This window comes from Vitiosangium sp. GDMCC 1.1324, from assembly GCF_003044305.1.
Lineage (GTDB): Bacteria > Myxococcota > Myxococcia > Myxococcales > Myxococcaceae > Archangium.
In genome coordinates, this window is sequence record NZ_PZOX01000001.1 from 522,051 (window position 1) to 540,109 (window position 18,059).

The following is an 18,059-nucleotide window of genomic DNA, read 5'->3' on the forward strand; positions in this document are numbered from 1 at the left end:
CCAGCGCTCTACCGGGCCTGGGCCCCGGGAGGGACCCAGGCCTCGGGGGCTCACGGCGCGGGCGCGGGGGCGACGTGCTCGCCGTCCGTGTGCGCGGGCTCCTGTGGCCGCTTCGTCTCTCCCCGCAGCCGCTGCATCAGCACGTACAGGCCGGGGATGAAGATGAAGTTGACCACGGTGGACACGAGCATTCCTCCGAAGACGGCCGTGCCCAGCGAGTTGCGCGCGGCGGCGCCGGCGCCCTTCGCCGTCATCAGCGGCACCACGCCCAGCAGGAAGGCGATGGACGTCATGAGGATGGGCCGCAGGCGCACGCCGGCCGCCTCGACCACCGCGTCCACGGCGCTCTTGCCGCTGGCGCGCAGCTGCTCGGCGAACTCCACGATGAGGATGGCGTTCTTGCTGGCCAGGCCCACCAGCATCACCAGTCCGACCTGACAGAAGACGTCGTTGGCGAAGCCTCGCGCCACCTGCAGTCCCAGGGCGCCCATGATGGCCAGCGGCACCGAGAGGATGATGACGAAGGGCAGGGTGAAGCTCTCGTACTGGGCCGAGAGCACCAGGAACACGAACAGCAGGCCCAGCGCGAAGATGACCATCGTCTGCCCGCCGCTCTCCTTCTGCTCGAGGCTGATGCCCGTCCACTCCGTGCTCATGCCTTGGGGGAGCCGCTCCGCGGCCAGCTGCTCCATCAGCTCCAGCGCCTGACCGGACGAGACGCCGGGGGCGGGCTGGCCGTTGATCTCCGCCGAGCGGAAGAGGTTGTAGTGTCGGATGGACTGGGCGGTCACGGTGGGGGTCACCTGCACCAGCGACTCCAGGGGGATCATCGAGCCGCCCTCGCTGCGCACGTAGAAGGCGCCGATGTCCTGCGGGCTGTCGCGGAACTGCTGCTCGGCCTGGACATAGACGCGGTAGGTGCGGTTGGCGTAGTTGAAGTCGTTGACGTACTGGCTGCCCATGTAGACCTGCATGGTGCCGAACACCTGATCCAGCGGCACCCCGAGCGCCTTGGCCTTCTGGCGATCCACCTCGACATCCAGCAGCGGGGTGTCGGCGTTGAAGGTGGTGAAGACGCCACGCACCTGGCCCTGCTCGTTGCCCGCCGCCGCGAGCTCCTGGACGGCCGTGGCCACCTCACTCAGGGTCCGGCCACCGCCGGTGTCCTCGACGATGTACTGGAAGCCGCCCACGGAGCCCACGCCGCGGATGGCGGGAGGCTGGAAGGGAATCACCCGCGCGCCGCCGATCTTGCCGAGCGGCCCGCGCAGCCGCTCCACCATCGCGGCCACGGACTGCTCCGGCCTCATCCGCTCCTCCCATGGCTTCAGGGGGACGTAGATGCTGGCGAAGTTGGAGCCCGTGCCCTGGAAGGAGAACCCGCCGATGGCGAACATGGTCACCACCTCGGGCTGGGCCTGCAGCACCTTCTCCGCCTCGATCAGCACCTTCTCCGCCTGCGCGAGCGACATGCCCTCGGGGCCCTGTATGCCGATCATCAGGTAGCCCTGATCCTCGTCGGGGATGAAGCCGGTGGGCGCGGAGCGGAAGAGCAGCACCGTTCCGCCGATGCACAGCAGGAACGCGACGAGGATGACGACGGGGTACTTGAGCAGCCCGCGCAGGGCCTTGCTGTAGGTGTCGCGCGTCCAGTCGAGCGCCCGGTCCATCATGCGGAAGAAGACCCACTTCTCTCCGTGGTGGTGCTTGAGCAGACGGGCGCTCAGGGCCGGCGTCAGGGTGAGGGCGCAGAAGGTGGACAGGGCCACGGACGCGGCGATGGTCAGCGCGAACTGGCGATAGATGGCGCCTGTGGTGCCCGGGAAGAGCGCCACGGGAACGAACACCGCCACCAGCACGATGGAGATGGCCACCACCGCGCCGGCCACCTCCTTCATGCCCTCGCTCGCTGCTTGCAGGGGGGTGAGGCCCCGCTCGGCCATCAACCGCTCGATGTTCTCGATGACCACGATGGCGTCGTCCACGACGAGACCCGTGGCCAGCGTCAGGCCGAAGAGGGTGAGCGTGTTGATGGAGAAGCCCATCAGGTACACGAAGGCGAAGGTGCCCACCAGCGACACCGGCAGGGTGATGGCGGTGATGAGCACGCTGCGCCAGCCGTGCAGGAACAGGAAGATGACGAGGATGACGAGCGCGATGGCCTCCACCAGCGTGTGCATCACCTCGTTGATGGAGGCGCGCACCGCGAGCGTGGTGTCGGTGCCCGGCTGGAACTCCATGCCCGGAGGGAACTGCTTGGAGAGCCGCTCCAGCTCCCGGTAGACGCTGTCACGCACGTCGAGCGCGTTGGCGGTGGGGAGCTGGAAGATGCCGATGCCTACGCCCGTCTTCCCGTTGAAGCGGAGGATGCTCCCGTAGTTCTCCGCGCCGAGCTCCACGCGGGCCACGTCCTTGACGCGCACCAGCTTGCCGTCGGTGCCGCGCTGCACGACGATCTCCCCGAATTGCTCGGGCTCGACGAGCCGGCCGTGCGCCCGCACGGCGATCTGATAGGGCTGCTCGGTGCTGGAGGGGGGCTGGCCCACCTGTCCCGCGGCCACCTGGAGGTTCTGCTCCTGGAGCGCGCGGATCACGTCCTGGGCCGTCATGCCGCGGCGGGCGATCTCGGTGGGGTTGAGCCACAGGCGCATGGAGAACTTGCGCTCGCCGAAGATGCGCACCTCGCCCACGCCGCGCACGCGCTTGATGGCGTCCTTCAGGTTCACGTCCGCGTAGTTGCTGAGGAACTTCGCGTCGTAGCGGTTGTCGGGGCTGGACAGGCCCACCGACATCAGCAATTGGCTGGAGGCCTTGTTGACGACGATGCCCGTCTGGTTCACCTGGGCGGGCAGGCGAGAGGCGGCACGGCTCACGCGGTTCTGCACGTCCACCGCGGCCACCTCGATGTTGCGCGTGGGCTCGAAGGTGACGGTGATGGTGCTCGTGCCGTCGTTGCTGCTGGTGGAGCTGATGTAGCGCATGCCCTCCACCCCGTTGATTTCCTGCTCGAGCGGGATGGTGACGGCGCTCTCCACCTCCTCGGCGTTGGCGCCCACGTAGGCGCTGGTGACAGTCACCTGGGGCGGCGCGAGGTCCGGGTACTGGGAGATGGGAAGTGTGGGGATGGCAATCGCCCCCACCAGCGTCAGCAGGATGGAGCAGACGGCGGCGAAGACGGGCCTGCGGATGAAGAAGTCGACGAACACGGCGTTGGAGCCCTCGTTGCCTGCGATGTGCTAGCGGCTGCCCCCGGCGGCTCCACCGCCGCTGGCGCCTGCTTCCGTTCCGGCCTGGGCGGACGGGGCCGTCTGTTTCACCTTCACCGGCGCCCCGTCACGCAGCGACTGCAGCGAGGTGACGGCCACCTGCTCGCCTTCCTTCAGCCCGCCCTCCACCACGTAGGCCATCTCCCCGAGCGTCCCGAGCTTGATGGGGCGGCGCTCCACCACCGACTGACCGCCCTTGTCCGTCACCACCAGGGCGAAGGGCTGGCCGCTCTGGCGCACCACCGCGAGCGCGGGGAGTTGCAGGGCGCTGCGGGTGGAGTAGACGATGCGGGCGCGCACCAGCTCGCTGGGGCGCAGGCCCACGGTGTTGCGGAAGGCGGCCTTGACCTCCACGAGCTGGGTGCGCGGATCCGCCTGGGGCGCGACGAAGAAGACGGGGCTGGTGAGCAGCACCTTGCCCTCCGAGTCGAGCACCTCGAGCGGCGTCTCGGGCCGCAGTGAGCGGGCGCGCTCGGACGGCACCGCCACGCTCACCTCGAGCACGTCTGCCTGGGCCACGCTGGTGAGCGGAGTGGTGGCGCTCACGAAGTCACCCAGCCGCACCAGTACGTCGCCCACGGTGCCGGAGAAGGGGGCGCGCACGGCGTGGAACTGCAGCTGCACCTCGCGCTGGGCCTCCTGGGCCGCGGCGGCGCGCGTGGATGCCTCGAGGGCGTCCACCTGGGCTCGGGCCTGCTCCATCTCCTGGGCGCTCGCCAATCCCTCCTTGTAGAGGGACTCGATGCGGGCGCGCGTGCGGCGGGCCTGCTCGAGGTTCACCTCCGCGGAGGTGCGCTGGGCCTTGGCGCTCTCGAGCGCCGCGGTCTCTTCGCGCGAGTCCACGTCGATGAGCGGATCTCCCGCCTCCACCTTCTGGCCCGGCCGCACGTGGATGCGGCGCACGTAGCCGGCCACCTGGGGCAGCACGGTGACGCTCTGGCGCGACAGGAGCGTCCCCAGGTACTCGCCGGTATCACGCACCTCGGCAGGGGCGAGCCGCACCACGTCGATCTCTCGCGGTGGGGGAGCGGCCTTGGCCGCCGGCTTGTCGCCGCAGCCCGAGACACCCGCCACGAGGGCGGCACCCCACACTCCCACTACAAGCGCCTTCAGGGGGCGTACCCTTCTCACCAGTCGCACCGGGCCTCCGTCAAGAATGAGTCCAGGCGGGCCTGGACGAGCTCGAATTCACGCAGGGCCAGCGACAGCTCCGCCTGCCGCAGGGCGGCCCCGCTCTGTACCAATTCCAGGCTGCTGCCGCGGCCCACCTCGTAGGCGCGGCGGGTGAGCTGATCCGTCTTCGCGGCCAGCTCCCGGGCCTCGGTCGCCGTCTTCACCAGCGACTCGGACACGCTCACGTTGCGCCGGGCGCGCGCCACCTCCACCTCCGCGTTGCGCCGGGTGCTCTCGAGCGCCTCGGCCGCCTGCCGCTCGATGCCCGTGCGCTCGCGCACCAGTCCTCCGCGCAGACCGCCCTCCCACAGCGGCATCGACAGCACGGCGGCGATGCTCCAGGTGGCCAGCCGCCCGTTGGGCGTGGGCTCGAGGGTGTAGCCATAGAGGCTGCTGTTGAGGTTGAGCGAGGGCAGGTAGCCGGCGGAGGCCTGGCGCCTGCTGTCGCGGGCCGACTCCAACTGGGTGCGCGCGGCCGTCAGATCGGGGCGCTCGTTCACGCCCTGGAGTGGCGCGCAGGTGGCGTGGGTCTCCTCCACCAGTCCCTGGAGATTGAAGGACGGGCTCACGCCCACTTCCTCGGTCAGGCCCAGGGCCAGGCCGAGCGCCTCGCGGGCGCGCTGCAACAGCTCGTCGCCGGAGATGAGGGCCTGCCGCGCGAGCTCCACGTCCTGGCGCACTCGCACCACGTCCAGCTGCGTCCCCGCGCCCAGCTCGAAGGAGCGTTGAGCGAGCGCCGCGCGCTCCAGGGCCCGGCGCAGGCCCACGCGGTTGATCTCCGCGGTCCGTTCGGCGGCCACGGTGGCCACCAGCGTGCGCGCCAGCCCCAGGGTGAGGCGGCGCTGCACGTCTTGGAGGCTCGCCTTGGAGCTGTCCTGGGCCGCCGAGGCCGATGACAGCCCGCGCCAGGCGCTCACGTCCACCAGCGACTGCGTCAGCGACACCGTCCCGGAGGCGAGCGGCACGGTGGCCGGATTGCCGCTCCCGGCCGGCACGGAGACCGGGGTTCCCGTGAGCCCGATGGAGGCGTTCGGGTTGAGCAGATCATAGGCAACTCCCACCGACAGGCGGGCGTTGGGCAGCAGCGTGGACAGGGCCTGGCGCCAGCGGCCCTCGGCGCGCTCGACGTTGGCCTGGGCGCTGCGCAGATCCGTGGAGCGCTCGCGCACCAGCCCGAGCGCCTCCTGCCAGCTGCCCACCTGCCGGGCGGCGGGCTGCGCCGGGGCGAGCATCGGCTCGTCCACCTGCGGCTGGAAGGGGGGCGGCGCCGGCACGAGCGGTTCCTGGTCAGCCAGGGCGGGAGCCGCGACGAGCACCACGAAAAGGAGGGCGGAACGGAAGGTCATAGCCAGGCAGCACCAGAAGAAGAATCGAGACGACATGCGCTATCCGGTTTGCCCCCCGGCCGGCCAGCGCGACCAGTGATATTGACAACGGTTGTGAAATGCAAGCATCGTTACTGTGAATGACCCTTCCCGCGCAAGTGGCCGCTGTGCGTCGCGCCATCCGTCGGCTGATGACCCGCCGACTGAGTGGGCGTACGAGCAGGCCCTTCACGCAGCTGTTGGCCTTGAAGGCCATCGCCCTGCAGGGGGTGCGGACCCAGGCGGAGCTCGCCGAGCGGCTGACGATGGACGCGCCGGCGGTGAGCCGGCTGGTGGATCGGTTGGTGGAGGACGGGTTGGTGAGGCGCTGCGCGGGGGAGAACCGGCGCTGTGTGCGGCTCGAGGTCACCGAGGCCAGCCGGCCGGATCTCGAGGTGCTGGCGGAGGTGGCGCAGTGGGTGGATGCCGAGGCGGGCCGGCACCTGAGCGCCTCGGAGATGGAGGAGCTCAAGCGCCTGCTGGAAAAGCTGCACGCCGGGCTGACGCAGGCACAGGGTGCCGACGAGGCGCCGCCGTCCTGACGGCGCGAGTGTCCGCTAGTTCGGCCGGAGGGCCGTGGTCGCCCCCTCGAGGTGGAGCGTCGCGAAGGAGCTTGCGGGCGCGAAGGCCGTCACCCGCAGCAGCATGTTTCGCGTCCTGTAGAGCGAGACCTCGAACTGGAACGGCTTGCCGTTGCGGGCCGCGCTCCCGGTGAGCGTGGCGATGGTCGGCTCCTGGAGCGGGGTGCCGTTGTCGGAGGTGTCGGTCACCTGGAAATCGGGGTACTGCACCCGCAGATCCTTCAGCGCCTGGTCCCTTGCGAGCCGGAGGTTTTCCACCTGCGCGTCGCTCCAACTCCGCACGGACACCGTCAGGTTGGCGTTGAAGTCCGGATGGGACAGCCACAGGTCGAGGTTGGCATCCGAGGCCCGGGCCACCTCAGGCTTGCGGCGGAACCAGCCCGGCGAGGGCACGCGCAGCTTGTAGGGGTGGTGGTCTCCGACGACCGTTTCATCCTCGCCGAGTGACTGCCCCTCGAGATCAGGCCGGAGCGCGATCTTCATGCGCTCGCTCAGGGACTGGGTGGAGGCGAGCCGGGTGAAGCCGATGACCTCGACGGCCACGCCGAGCAGCACGGCGGTGAGCCCGACGCCGGCGAGGAAGGACGAGGGCTTGCCCCAGACGAGCACCAGCACGCCGCAGCTGAAGGAGAACACGACGAGCGTGAAGAGAAACTGCGCCTGGAGGAGGCTCATGCCTCCGAAGACGAACATGCCGACGGCCAGCCGGGCGAAGGCGAGGGTGCGCAGCTGCGTCTTGCCTCGGAGGAAGCTGACGCCGAGCACCGCGTCGAGTCCCACGCCGACGAGCGTCCCCGCGAGCTGGGCCGCGCGGACCGAGGCATCCGTCGACAAGGAGGGCAGGAACAGGAACTCGAACAGGTGGAGCACGGCGTTCAGCAGCAGGATGCCGCCGCCGAGAGGGAGCGCGGAGTTGGACTCGGGTGCTGGGGCAGCCTCCGGCTCCGGGTCGGGAGCGGGAGCACTTCGCGCGGCCGGAGTGGGCTCCAGGGACGGGATGTACTCCACGGTGGGGATGTACTCCACGGTGGGGACGTACTCCCGGGCGGGAGCGGGTGGAGCGGAAGCGCGGGGGCTGACCGGAGCGGGGCGGGCCGCGGGTGCGCTCGGGGCGGGGGGAGTGGCGCGAGCGGCGGCGGGGGCACTCGGGACGGCCGGGGCGGGGCGGGGAGTGGGGACGCTCGGGATGGCCGTGGCGGACTCACGGCCGGCCGTCGAGGTCCGGCCACAACGGGGACAGAGGGCCTGGGCCCTCGGCCGGTGCTTGAGTCCGCAGTGCGGGCAGTCAATCCAGGCAGCGTCCACGGTCTCCCCTTCGCCGACTCCCGCCTTCTAACAGAGAGGGAGTCCCGGGAGGTAGATGCTCCCGGTGCGTGGATGTCCACCCGGTGAAGGGCCGGGGAGACCTGCCGGGGGGCGTGGGGAGGGAGAGGGCGGGCGGGCGGCCCGCCTCGGCCGCCTGGAAGGAGCGCGTGGCTATGCCGCGTCGAAGTACACGCCGCGCACCCAGCGGGCGCCGGTGAACGCCGTGCGCGCGTGGAGCATGCGCCAGTTGTCGTAGACGAGGAAGTCTCCAGTCTCCAGGCGGAAGCGGTACTGGTGGCGCTCGTCCCGCACGAGCTGGGCGAAGCGGTTGTAGGCGCGGTACCACGCCTCCATCTCGGAGAAGGGCCGGCGGTGGGGGGCGAGGGTGAAGTAGCTGTAGCGGATGCGGAAGCCCCCGGGCGCGTCGAAGTCAAGGATGGGGGAGACGAGCACGCGCTCGAAGGCCTTCTGCCTGCGGTGGAAGGTGACTGGCACCGTGCGCAGCAGCTCGAAGGCGGGCCGGTCGATGTCCGCCAGGTGGTGTGCCGCGGCGAGCGCATCCACCACGAAGTTGTCGCCGCCCGTCTCGGCCGGACGCTGGCAGTGCAGGAGCTGGTAGCGCGGCGGCCGGTCGAGGAACGGCTGGTCCGTGTGGAGATGGACGGCGCTGTCTGTATAGCCGAGCTGGTCGGTGTTGCGGTTCGTCGTGTTGTCGGTGCGCAGATCCTCGATGCGCCCGAAGTGGGTCTCGATGACGGAGAGCCCCTCGCGGCCGAAGAGCTGGATGAGGGCCTCCGTGTCCGTGCCGAAGCCGCGAACGATGAGGGCCCCGGCGCGCTCGATCGTGCGCAGGCTGAGCCGCCCCAGTGACTGGCCCACGCGCGCGAAATCGATGGTGATGGAGCTGGTGTCGGAGGACGGCGCCGGGGCCGGGTTCCGGTCAGGCGCGTAGGCATGGGCGCGGAGCCAGTCCGCCTCGTAGCGGCTCACCTTCCCATCCGCGCGGTCGCCCCAGTCGATGTCGAGGGCGGTCGCGCCCTCGGCGATGCGCACGAACCGGGGCCGCAGCTCCATGGGCAGCTCGGAGGAGCAGACGATGCGCTCGTGGGTGATCGGGTGCCGATCGAGCTCGGAGTTGTGCCGCAGCCAGAACCAATGGAAGTCAGAGGAGTGGGGGGGCTCCTTGGCGGCGAAGTGGACGCGCAGGAAGTCGTCGTGGGTTTCGAATCGAGCAATGACCATGGGGCACTCCCTCTTCGACACCTGGCTGGACCGGGCCCTTGGCTCGACCCGCGCTCAGGTGGAACGGACTGACGGAGGAGCGTGGCTAGCGCGCCTGACAACACCCGCCGCGACGACAGAGGCCGGAGGCGGTCATCGGAAAGCGGGTGAACATGGAACGCATCGTGAAGCCAGATTAACGGGGCGTGTCTGTTGCGTCAACAACAGGAGCGGGCCCATCCCTCACCGGGTCCGCTCCTCTCTTTCCAGATCGCCCAGTTGAATCTGGAGCGCACGGATGGAGATCTGGATCTCCCGGATGGACAGCGCCAGTGAACCGAGCATCAGCAGCAGGCTGCCGACAAAGACATATTCACCCGCCTGCCTCATGCCCGCGAAGAGCAAGAGCATACATACGACGCACAGGAACAGGCTGGAGACACCCAGGAACTGCATGTCTCGGATGAGCCGCAACCGGAGCTGCAGATTCCTGATCTGCGGGAGGAGCACCGGGTCGGGCTGGGTCTTGTACTGCGCGTACATGTTCCGGATCAGCGCGGCGAGCGCGAGAAAGCGGTTGGTGAAGGCGAGCAACAGCAACGACACCGTTGGAAAGAGAAGCCCGGGAGTGGTGAGCGTCAGTTCCATAAGCTGAAGTCAGCGCCTGCTCAGGAATCCTTCCAGCACTCCCGCGACGTTGGTGCCGATCTCCTCCACCGCGTAGCCGCCCTCCTGGACGAACACCGTCGGGAGCTTCAGCTCGGCCAGGCGCTGCCCCATCAGCGGGTAGTGCCCGGTGGCGAGCTTGAAGGCGCTGATCGGATCTCCCTCGTAGGTGTCGACGCCGAGCGACACCACCAGCGCATCGGGTGAGAACCCGCCCAGGACATCCATCGCCGCCGCCAGGGTGGCGCTGTACTCCTTCCACCCGGTGCCCCGCGGCAGCGGGAAGTTGCGGGTGTATCCCTCGCCCGCGCCTCCACCGCGCTCGTCGGCGTAGCCGAGGAAGTAGGGGTACTCGGTCTCCGGGTTGCCGTGGATGGACACGAACAGCACGTCCGAGCGCTCCCAGAAGATGTCCTGGGTGCCATTGCCATGGTGGTAGTCCACGTCCAGCACCGCCACGCGCGCGAAGCCATGATCCCTCAGGTACTGCGCCGCCAGGGCCGCGTTGTTGAGGAAGCAGTAGCCGCCGTAGAGGGAATGCCCGGCGTGGTGCCCGGGCGGACGGCACAGGGCATACGCGCTCTTGTCGCCCTCGGCGACCCATGCGGCGGCCGTCAGGGCGCACCCGGCGGCGGCGAGTGCCGCATCCCACGTTCCCTCGACGATCGGAGTGCTGGCGTCGAAGGAGTAATAGCCCATCCTGCCGTTGATGCCGGAGGGGATGTGGTCCCGGCGCAGGCTCCGGGCGGGGAAGCCGCTGGGCAGCATGAAGCCTTCCTTGCCGGCGGCCCGCCACTCGGCGTGGGCGGTGCGCAGGAACTCGACGAACCTGGCATCGTGGACGCGCAGGAGCGACTCCTGCGTGAACGGGCGCGGCTCGCTCACCTTGAATCCCGCGCGCTCCACCGCCTTCAGGATGTAGTCGGCGCGCACAGGCATTTCGAAGCACGGCACCAGCTCGCCGCGATGGAGTTCCTTGCCACCATCGTGGCGGGCATGCAGCGGGGAATGAGCGACTCTCATCGAGCGATCTCCTCGGGCCGAAGTGGATGGGTTCGTCCAGACTCTGACAAGTCCGCCGAGGGAAGCGCAAGCCGGGGCTCCGGCCGGCCGATGCCTTCATGGGCGAGTCGTGCTCGGAGTACGGGTGAGCCCCTCGTGCCCGGCGAGCACGCTCACCCCCGGCGGAGGGTGATGACCGCCAGCTCCGCTGGAGCGCCCAGGCGTGCGGGCGGGCCCGTGGTGCCAGCGCCCCGGTTCACGTAGAGCCACGAGCGGCCCCGCCGGTACAGCCCGGCGGCCCAGACGGTGACCAGCCGCCCCAGCGAGAGGCGGGGGATGCCCGGGACGCCGAGCTGGCCGCCATGGGTGTGGCCCGAGAGCGTCAGCTCGACGTCGCGGGCCTGGGCCTCCGGGAACAGGTCGGGGTCGTGCGCGAGCAGCACCGTGGGGACCCCCTCCGGCCGCCCCGCGAGGGCCCGTTCCAGGTCATCGCGCGAGGTCCAGGTGTCATCGACGCCCGCGACATAGAGGCGGGCACCGCCCCGGTGGAGCACCTCTCCCTCGTTGCGCAGCACGGTGAGGCCGTTGCGCCTCAGTTGCCGCACGAGGTGCTCGCCGTCGGTGAAGTAGTCGTGATTGCCCATGCACGCGAAGACGCCGTCCTTCGCTCGGAGGCCGCCGAGCGCCCGCGCGACCGCGTCAACGTGTGTGGAGCCATGGGTGATCAGATCTCCCGTGACGGTCACCAGGTCGAGCTCGAGCGCGTTGAGCCGTGCGACCCAGGAGGCCACGCGAGCTTCGGACACGTGCGGGCCACAGTGGATGTCGGAGAGCTGGCCGATGCGGTAGCCCTCCAGCTCCGGAGGCAGCCCCGCGACGCGCACCACCCGCCGGCGCAACCTGGGCCGTCCGAGGACCGCGTCGATCCCCATCACGAGCGCGATGGCGCCGGCCAGACCCCAGGCGGCGGCCGAGGGCACTCCCGCCCGGATGGCCAGCGCGGCTGGAGCCAGGAGCACGTCGAGCACGAGGCAGGCGGACCACCAGGCCAGCGCCAGGTAGGTCGAGAGGGCACGGGGAGTGGTCTGCCAGGGCGCCTGGATCTGGCGCAGGTAGGGCGGAGAGACCAGCACCGCCACGAGTGCTGGCAGGGGCGTGCGGGTGAGCCAGCAGAGCCAGAGCACGGCTGGAATCTGGACCAGGGTGACGAGGACGGCCGCGAGCAGGTGGAAGCGGCTTCGGAGGCGGGCTCGGCTGGGCATCGAGTTCCATATGTAACCCGCTCGCGGCCGTCATGCTGCCATCACGCCTGGCTTCTAGGGTGCTCGGCCGCGGTACCCATGTCACCAACCCGTCGGACCTCGCCTTCTACGGCGGCGAGGCCAACGTGAAGACGATTCCACTGGGCTCTCTGGTCGACCGCCCGGACAAGCCGGAGTGCGGCTCGACCCTGCGTGAGCGCTCGAGCAGCACCGTCTACGCCTTCGGGATGTATTACTCGGATCGCACCCTCCGGAAACGTCCGGTCTCGGCTGTCGCGGGCGGGATTGTTCCTGATGGATCGCTCTCATCCATTCCGGCCGGGGGAGACGCCTGCATCTGGTAGGTCTCTCAGTCTGCCAATGGGGTTGAGACTTCATGGGCCAGCCTGGATACCGGGGGTGGCCCCTTCACGTTTTCGTGACAGGCAACAGTGTTGGAAAGATATCAATTCCAGGAAATCTGATGCACTGGAGTGTGTTCACTTATTGTGGTGGCTCGGAAATACAGCAAGTGAAGGTGCCGTGTCCTTGAAGAAAAACACAGACACTGCCGAAGAGACATCACGCGAATGGCTGCCTGGAGGCGCTCGGAAACCGTTGCGGCGCAAAGCGATACCTGTCGGCCGGGTGCAGAGGAATCAAGGGTTTGGCGGCGGAGAGACACCCATCCGGAGTGCGCGAAGGTTCGAGCAATGGGCTGAGAGACCTGGGGCTTGCCGTGTTGCGATTGTCAACCTGTCAACGCAACGTTTCTGGGCTATCAGCGTTTCCACGTAAGTCTCGAAGGGTTGACAGTTCTGGAAAGAAGGTTTGATAACTGTCTCTATCACCTGGACGACCCGGGTGATGACTTGCAGTCAAACCTGCCTGTGCGGGCGCACCTCGTGCGCATGGGCTGTCGCGGAGAAGTCCCCATGAAGCGGTTCTCGGCGAAGTTTGGACTCAACAGTCGTATGTTCTTGGGCCTCGCGGCCGCGGGCGCGTTGTCCGCCTGCGGAGCGGAGGCGCCTGTCAATCCTGGCACTGACTCGGAAGTCGGTCAGCAGGCCATTGGCCGCGCGGAGCAGGACCTGAGCGCGCACCTGGAGAAGGCCGCGGCGGCCATTGGCGCAACCCGCGCCGAGTTCGCGCGCAAGTCTTTCCAGCGGGACGATCTGGCCTTCGAGCACACGCGCTTCCAGCAGGCGTACAAGGGCGTGCCCGTGGTCGGTGGCGAGGCCATCGTGCACTACGATCCGGCTGGAGCGCTGCAGGCCATCACGGACGACTTCCGCCAGGGCATCCAGGTGGATGTGACGCCCCGGCTCAATGACGCCGAGGCCATTGCCCGGGCCGTCAGCCTCCATGGCGGCTTCGACAAGCTGACCGCCAGGCCGGAGTCCCAGCTTGTGGTGCTTCGCCACGAGGGCAAGGACTACCTCACCTACAAGGTGCAGCTGCGCCAGGAGGACGGATCGGCCGAGACCTCCATGCCTGTGTTCTTCATTGACGCGAAGACGGGCGAGAAGGTGTTTGGCTATGACAACCTCCAGACCGCTGGCGCCACCGGTACCCTGAAGACGCTCTATTCGGGCTCGCCGGCGGGCACCACCTTCCTCAGCGGCACCACCTACTACCTGGAGGACGTGACGCGGAAGGTGGGCACCTTCGACATGCGCAACACGACCACCAGCGTGTACCGCTTCGCGGACGCGGACAACATCTGGGGGACCAACACCACCGCCAGCACCCAGTCGGCCGGAGCGGACGCGCACTTTGGCGCCCAGAAGACCTACGATTACTACCTGAGCGTCCACAACCGTAACGGCATTGATGGCAGCGGCGGCCCGGGCTACTTCGCCAGCATCGACGGCGTGACGCCCCTCATCTCGTCCGTGGTGCACTACAGCACCGGCTACAACAACGCCTTCTGGAACGGCTCGTACATGACGTACGGCGACGGTGACGGCACCACCTTCTCGCCGCTCGTCACCCTGGACATCTGCGGCCATGAGATGACCCACGGCGTCACCGAGCGCACCGCGGCCCTCGTCTACTCGGGCGAGTCCGGAGCGCTCAACGAGTCCATGTCCGACGTGTTCGGCGCCATGGTCGAGCTCTACGCCACCGGCGGCGCCCCGACCGCCAACACCTGGAAGGTGGGCGAGGCCTCCTACACCCCGGCCACCTCGGGCGATGCGCTCCGTTACATGGACAACCCGCACGCCGCTCCGAACCGCGGCTACACCACGGATGATGACCCGGACCACTACACCGAGCGCTACACCGGCACCTCGGACAACGGTGGCGTGCACATCAACTCGGGCATCCCCAACAAGGTCTTCTACCTGGTCGCCGTGGGTGGCACGCACCACTACAGCGGCATCACGGTCACGGGCATCGGCGTCACGGACGCTGCGCGGATCTGGTACAGGGCCCTCACCTCGTACATGACCTCGAGCACCAACTTCGCGGGCGCGAAGACGGCCACGCTGAACGCGGCCGCGGCCATCTTCGGCTTGGGCAGCCCCCAGTACAACTCGGTGCAGGCTGCCTGGACGGCTGCCGGTATCTGAGCCTCGTCTGAAACACGGCCCGTAAGGGTTTGGAGGGGAGATGGGCCGTCCGGTGCTGCATACCGGGCGGCCCTTTTATTCTCGTCAGGCGCCAATGGCGGCGACCTGCTCGCGGAGGATCCGAAGGGCCAGGTCGATCGTCCGCTGGTGGGTTCGGAACGACAGGGCGACCATGCGGAGGGTGAACCGGCCATCGAGCAGTGTCGAAGACAGGAATACCCGGCCGTCCCGTCGGACCCCGTCGACAATGGCCTGGTTGAGCTGATTGGCGCGTTCCAGACTGACACCTGGAGGGGCCCAGCGATAGGTCACGACGGATAGATCGGGAGGAGGGCCAGCCTCGAAGCCGAGGGCCTGGATCTCCTGGTGGAAATAGCGGGCCAGGAGCAGCTTCTCGTCGAGCGCCGCCCGGAAGGGCTCCGTCCCCAGCAGGATCAGCGGCAGCCACATGCGCAGGGCCCGGAAGTGTTTCGTGAGCTCGGGCGACACATCGGCGGGAGAGATCTCGCCAGGCTCCCGCAGGGCGTCCTGCATGTAGTGGCCAGAATAGCGGTGGGTGGCCGCGAGCCATCTGGCATCCCTCACCACCACGATTCCCGAGCCATAGGGCAGGAACAGGCTCTTGTGCGGGTCGAGGGCGACGGAGTCGGACCGTTCGATGCCCTTGAGCACGCGCCGGCCGTGCCCGGTCAGGAGGAAGAAGCCCCCATACGCCGCGTCGACGTGGAACCAGCAGCGCTCGCGCTCGGCGATGGTCGCGATGGCGTCGAGCGGGTCCACCGCACCGGTATCCGTCGTGCCGGCGGCCGCGATGATCAACCAAGGCTTGAGGCCCTGGCCGCGATCGGCGGCGATGGTCTGTTCCAGGGCGTCGGGCCGCATCCGGAAGCGCTCATCGATGGGGATGTAGCGGACCTGCACCTCCTCGAGGCCCGCGAGCCGGAGCGCCTTCTCGATGCAGTGATGCGCCTGGGTGGTGAGGTAGACCACCGCCGAAGCGAAGTCGCGCCCCTTCAGGCCATGGGCATCACGGGCCGTGGCGATGGCCGCCAGGTTGGCGATGCTGCCTCCGGACGCGATGTTGCCGCCGGCCGTGGCGGGGTAGCCCACCAGGTCGGCGACCCAGCGGAGCAGCATGTTCTCCATCCGGACGGCTCCCGGGCCGGTGAAGAAGAGCCCCGCGTATTTGTTGCTGATCGCGGCCAGGTAGTCGCCCAGTGCGGAATGGTAGAGCCCACCCCCTGGGATATAGGCCAGGTGGCCCCCCGAGGCGGGGTTGCCTCCGGGCCGGACCACCTCACGCTCCAGCAGCTCGAGCGCGGCTTCGAGCGGGATGCCACGTTCCGAGATCGGTGCCTGGAGCAACCCGATGCCCTTGTCCTCGGAGTCGTCGAAAGCCTTGAGGGTCTCGATGTTCCGGAGGAAGCGCTCGGAGGACTCCATCACGGCATGGCGAAGCAGCTCGCGCTCGGCGGTTCCGGGCTCGAGCGGCTGGGCTTCCCGTTCGAGCTGGCGGATGCGGTCCACGAGTGTCGTGTGTTCGAGTGCGCTCATGACTTCGCTCCAGGATGATTCCATGCCAGCAACAACGCTCCCGCGGATGCGGAGAACACCGAGTAGTCCAGCGGAGACTTGATGCCCGAGGAGATGGCCATGGCCGTGCCGAACAGCGCGAGCAGCAACGCGCTGCCGAGCGCCACCTGGCGCAGCCGGACGCCGGCAATCAAGCCAATGCCCAGGAGCAGCTCGGCGGCGGTGGCCGTCCAGGCCAGGAAGGGGATGGTGAACGCGGGCATGAAGGAGTTGACCTCGGCCGTGTAGCTCACGAAGTTCTCGAAGCTCCCATAGCCCACACCTTTGCCCCAGAGGCCGAAGCGGGAGGCAATGCCAGACAGGAAGGCGGCGCCGAGCGCCAGGCGTGCATAGAGCAGGGTGAGTTGTTCCAGCCGTGATGCGTTTGCATCGCGCATGGTTGCGAGTCTCCACGACAGGGGATTGTGGGTGCGTTCTATGCCCCAGCTTGGACTGCGTCGATGACCAAGATGCGCATGAATCGACCAGACCAAGTTGAGTTCCGGGCCACTCCAGGGCACCGTGCGGGTGCAGGAGCGGAGCAGGGGAGCGGCCTGCCGGGAGTCCTCGAGCGTTCATGGACATCTATCTGACCGAACAGGCACATCGGCGCGGCCTCGCGCGGGCGATCTACGAGCAGATCCGCGAGGCGATCGTCGAGGGTCGCATCCGGCCGGGTGACCGGCTGCCGCCCTCGAGGGAAATGGCGAAGCAGCTGGCGGTCTCTCGCTACACGGTCACCACCGCGTATGGCTTCCTCGTCGCCGAGGGCTTTCTGGAGGGAGCCAGCGGAGCGGGCACCCGGGTGGCGGCGCAACCCGAGTCCGCGGTCCCGGGGGGTCGGGTCCGCAGGGGAGCGATGCCCCGCCACCGCCTCGCGGGCCTGTCACCGATGGTGACGGAAGAAACCCCCTCACTCCATCTGGGGGTGGGAGCGCCCGACACGGCTCTGTTCCCCCTCCTCGACTGGCGACGGCAGATGGCTCGAGCGCTGCGAAGCCTGGATGCCGCGGGTGCTTCCTATGGGGACGCGGCGGGCGACGCCGTGCTGCGAGCGGAGATCGCCACCTGGATCCACCGGTCTCGGGGTGTCCGGGCCACGCCAGAAGAGGTCGTCATCACGGCGGGAGCCCAGCAGGCGTTTGACCTCATCATCGGTGCGCTCACCCAACCCGGAGACATCGTCGCCGTCGAGGACCCCGGGTACGTCCCCTTCCGCAAACTGGCCGAGGTTCGATGCGCCCGGGTCGCCCCCATCCCGGTGGATGACAGCGGCCTCGTCGTCGAGGCGCTTCCGTCACGCGCGAAGCTCGTCTACGTCACTCCGTCCCACCAGTTCCCCCTGGGGCCGGTATTGTCCCTGGTCCGCCGCCGTCAGTTGCTCGATTGGGCTCGCACCACCGGTTCGGTGATCATCGAGGATGACTACGACAGCGAATTCCGCTTCAGCGATCGCCCGCTCGAACCGTTGCAGCGGCTCGACACGGGAGGGCGGGTCATCTACGTCGGCTCGTTCTCGAAGACGCTGGCGCCCTCGCTGCGCGCTGGATTCCTGGTCGCGCCCCGCGAGCTCGTGTCTTCACTCGCGGGTCTGCGGCAGCTCGTCGACTGGCATTCGCCCGCGCTCCTCCAGCGCACGCTCGCGGGGTTCCTGTCCGAGGGGATGATGGACCGGCACCTGCGCCGCGCCCGGAAGGAGTACCGCGCCCGCCACCAGTTCATCGTCGACTGGTTTCGTGGGCCCGGCCGGCGCCTGGGCAGGTTGATCTCCGTCGATGCCGGCCTCCACGTCGCGGTCGCGCTCCAACCGGGCCTCGACGAGGCCCGCCTGATCGAGCGGGCACGAGCCGCCGGGCTGACCCTCGAAGGGCTGTCGAAGTACTCGATCGACACGGGACGGCGGGGCCTTGCTCTGGGATACGGTGGCACGAACCGGCAGGGACTCGAAAAGGCGTTCCAGCTTCTCTCGAAGCTCATTCCCGCGCGATGAGCGGACACGGGTCGGGCCCTTCCCGCCTGTGGAGGGGCTTCCGACGAACAGCTGACAGTCTCCCTGCACCCTGGTGGGGGTAGGCGAGGAGGCATCCGTGCC

14 protein-coding genes are annotated in these 18,059 nt (G+C 68.7%); 4 read left to right on the forward strand and 10 right to left on the reverse strand.

The features are described 5' to 3' along the window. Window positions 1-50 precede the first annotated feature (50 nt). The 3 genes from DAT35_RS01950 to DAT35_RS01960 are packed head-to-tail and all read right to left on the reverse strand — an operon-like array spanning window position 51 to window position 5,785. A complete protein-coding gene (locus tag DAT35_RS01950; RefSeq protein ID WP_108065150.1) occupies window positions 51-3,206 on the reverse strand; it encodes an efflux RND transporter permease subunit in 3,156 nt (1,051 codons plus the stop codon). Between the two features lie 30 nt (window positions 3,207-3,236). After that, window positions 3,237-4,397, reverse strand: a complete 1,161-nt coding sequence (locus DAT35_RS01955) for an efflux RND transporter periplasmic adaptor subunit (RefSeq protein ID WP_108065607.1) — start codon at window positions 4,395-4,397, stop codon at window positions 3,237-3,239. Next, window positions 4,394-5,785, reverse strand: a complete 1,392-nt coding sequence (locus tag DAT35_RS01960) for a TolC family protein (RefSeq protein WP_108065151.1) — start codon at window positions 5,783-5,785, stop codon at window positions 4,394-4,396. Before DAT35_RS01960 ends, DAT35_RS01955 begins: the two co-directional genes overlap by 4 nt. Window positions 5,786-5,931: 146 nt before the next feature. On the opposite strand from DAT35_RS01960, the gene DAT35_RS01965 reads away from it, so the two are divergent. Then, window positions 5,932-6,345 carry a MarR family winged helix-turn-helix transcriptional regulator gene (locus DAT35_RS01965; protein ID WP_233261253.1) on the forward strand — a complete coding sequence of 138 codons (414 nt, stop codon included), beginning with the start codon at window positions 5,932-5,934 and terminating at the stop codon, window positions 6,343-6,345. A 15-nt stretch (window positions 6,346-6,360) separates the two neighbouring features. Here the strand turns inward: DAT35_RS01965 and DAT35_RS01970 are convergent, their stop codons facing one another. From DAT35_RS01970 to DAT35_RS01990, 5 genes are all read right to left on the reverse strand, one after another. Continuing rightward, a complete protein-coding gene (locus tag DAT35_RS01970; protein WP_108065153.1) occupies window positions 6,361-7,410 on the reverse strand; it encodes a hypothetical protein in 1,050 nt (349 codons plus the stop codon). A gap of 450 nt (window positions 7,411-7,860) precedes the next feature. Then, on the reverse strand, window positions 7,861-8,931 hold the full coding sequence (locus DAT35_RS01975; protein ID WP_108065154.1) for a TauD/TfdA family dioxygenase: 1,071 nt from the start codon (window positions 8,929-8,931) through the stop codon (window positions 7,861-7,863). A 222-nt stretch (window positions 8,932-9,153) separates the two neighbouring features. Continuing rightward, window positions 9,154-9,558, reverse strand: coding sequence for a DUF2721 domain-containing protein (locus DAT35_RS01980; RefSeq protein WP_108065155.1), 405 nt, complete (start codon window positions 9,556-9,558; stop codon window positions 9,154-9,156). Window positions 9,559-9,567: 9 nt separating this feature from the next. Beyond that, window positions 9,568-10,599, reverse strand: a complete 1,032-nt coding sequence (locus DAT35_RS01985) for a histone deacetylase family protein (RefSeq protein WP_108065156.1) — start codon at window positions 10,597-10,599, stop codon at window positions 9,568-9,570. Between the two features lie 152 nt (window positions 10,600-10,751). Then, window positions 10,752-11,840: a metallophosphoesterase gene (locus DAT35_RS01990; protein ID WP_108065157.1), complete on the reverse strand. Its 1,089-nt coding sequence runs from the start codon at window positions 11,838-11,840 to the stop codon at window positions 10,752-10,754. 32 nt (window positions 11,841-11,872) lie between these two features. Here DAT35_RS01990 and DAT35_RS01995 point away from each other — a divergent pair, with 32 nt between their 5' ends. Further along, window positions 11,873-12,184 carry a hypothetical protein gene (locus tag DAT35_RS01995; RefSeq protein ID WP_108065158.1) on the forward strand — a complete coding sequence of 104 codons (312 nt, stop codon included), beginning with the start codon at window positions 11,873-11,875 and terminating at the stop codon, window positions 12,182-12,184. Window positions 12,185-12,754: 570 nt separating this feature from the next. Further along, window positions 12,755-14,395, forward strand: a complete 1,641-nt coding sequence (locus DAT35_RS02000; protein WP_158501510.1) for a M4 family metallopeptidase — start codon at window positions 12,755-12,757, stop codon at window positions 14,393-14,395. 84 nt (window positions 14,396-14,479) lie between these two features. Here the strand turns inward: DAT35_RS02000 and DAT35_RS02005 are convergent, their stop codons facing one another. Both DAT35_RS02005 and DAT35_RS02010 read right to left on the reverse strand, forming a co-directional pair. After that, window positions 14,480-15,949, reverse strand: a complete 1,470-nt coding sequence (locus tag DAT35_RS02005) for an aminotransferase class V-fold PLP-dependent enzyme (RefSeq protein ID WP_108065160.1) — start codon at window positions 15,947-15,949, stop codon at window positions 14,480-14,482. Next, the gene (locus DAT35_RS02010) at window positions 15,946-16,365 is read right to left on the reverse strand and encodes a DoxX family membrane protein (RefSeq protein WP_108065161.1); all 420 of its coding nucleotides are present in this window, start codon (window positions 16,363-16,365) and stop codon (window positions 15,946-15,948) included. The genes DAT35_RS02005 and DAT35_RS02010 overlap by 4 nt, the downstream gene beginning before the upstream one ends. A 179-nt stretch (window positions 16,366-16,544) precedes the next feature. On the opposite strand from DAT35_RS02010, the gene DAT35_RS02015 reads away from it, so the two are divergent. Further along, complete coding sequence (locus DAT35_RS02015; protein WP_108065162.1) at window positions 16,545-17,957, forward strand: PLP-dependent aminotransferase family protein; 1,413 nt, start codon at window positions 16,545-16,547, stop codon at window positions 17,955-17,957. Window positions 17,958-18,059: the final 102 nt, after the last annotated feature.

What these genes read in the sequence shown, in the direction of transcription:
- DAT35_RS01960 (WP_108065151.1), bottom strand. Translation starts at nt 5,785, where the DNA reads ATGACCTTCCGTTCCGCCCTCCTTTTCGTGGTGCTCGTCGCGGCTCCC.
- DAT35_RS01975 (WP_108065154.1), bottom strand. Translation starts at nt 8,931, where the DNA reads ATGGTCATTGCTCGATTCGAAACCCACGACGACTTCCTGCGCGTCCAC.
- DAT35_RS01980 (WP_108065155.1), bottom strand. Translation starts at nt 9,558, where the DNA reads ATGGAACTGACGCTCACCACTCCCGGGCTTCTCTTTCCAACGGTGTCG.
- DAT35_RS01985 (WP_108065156.1), bottom strand. Translation starts at nt 10,599, where the DNA reads ATGAGAGTCGCTCATTCCCCGCTGCATGCCCGCCACGATGGTGGCAAG.
- DAT35_RS01990 (WP_108065157.1), bottom strand. Translation starts at nt 11,840, where the DNA reads ATGCCCAGCCGAGCCCGCCTCCGAAGCCGCTTCCACCTGCTCGCGGCC.
- DAT35_RS01995 (WP_108065158.1), top strand. Translation starts at nt 11,873, where the DNA reads ATGCTGCCATCACGCCTGGCTTCTAGGGTGCTCGGCCGCGGTACCCAT.
- DAT35_RS02000 (WP_158501510.1), top strand. Translation starts at nt 12,755, where the DNA reads ATGAAGCGGTTCTCGGCGAAGTTTGGACTCAACAGTCGTATGTTCTTG.
- DAT35_RS02005 (WP_108065160.1), bottom strand. Translation starts at nt 15,949, where the DNA reads ATGAGCGCACTCGAACACACGACACTCGTGGACCGCATCCGCCAGCTC.
- DAT35_RS02010 (WP_108065161.1), bottom strand. Translation starts at nt 16,365, where the DNA reads ATGCGCGATGCAAACGCATCACGGCTGGAACAACTCACCCTGCTCTAT.
- DAT35_RS02015 (WP_108065162.1), top strand. Translation starts at nt 16,545, where the DNA reads ATGGACATCTATCTGACCGAACAGGCACATCGGCGCGGCCTCGCGCGG.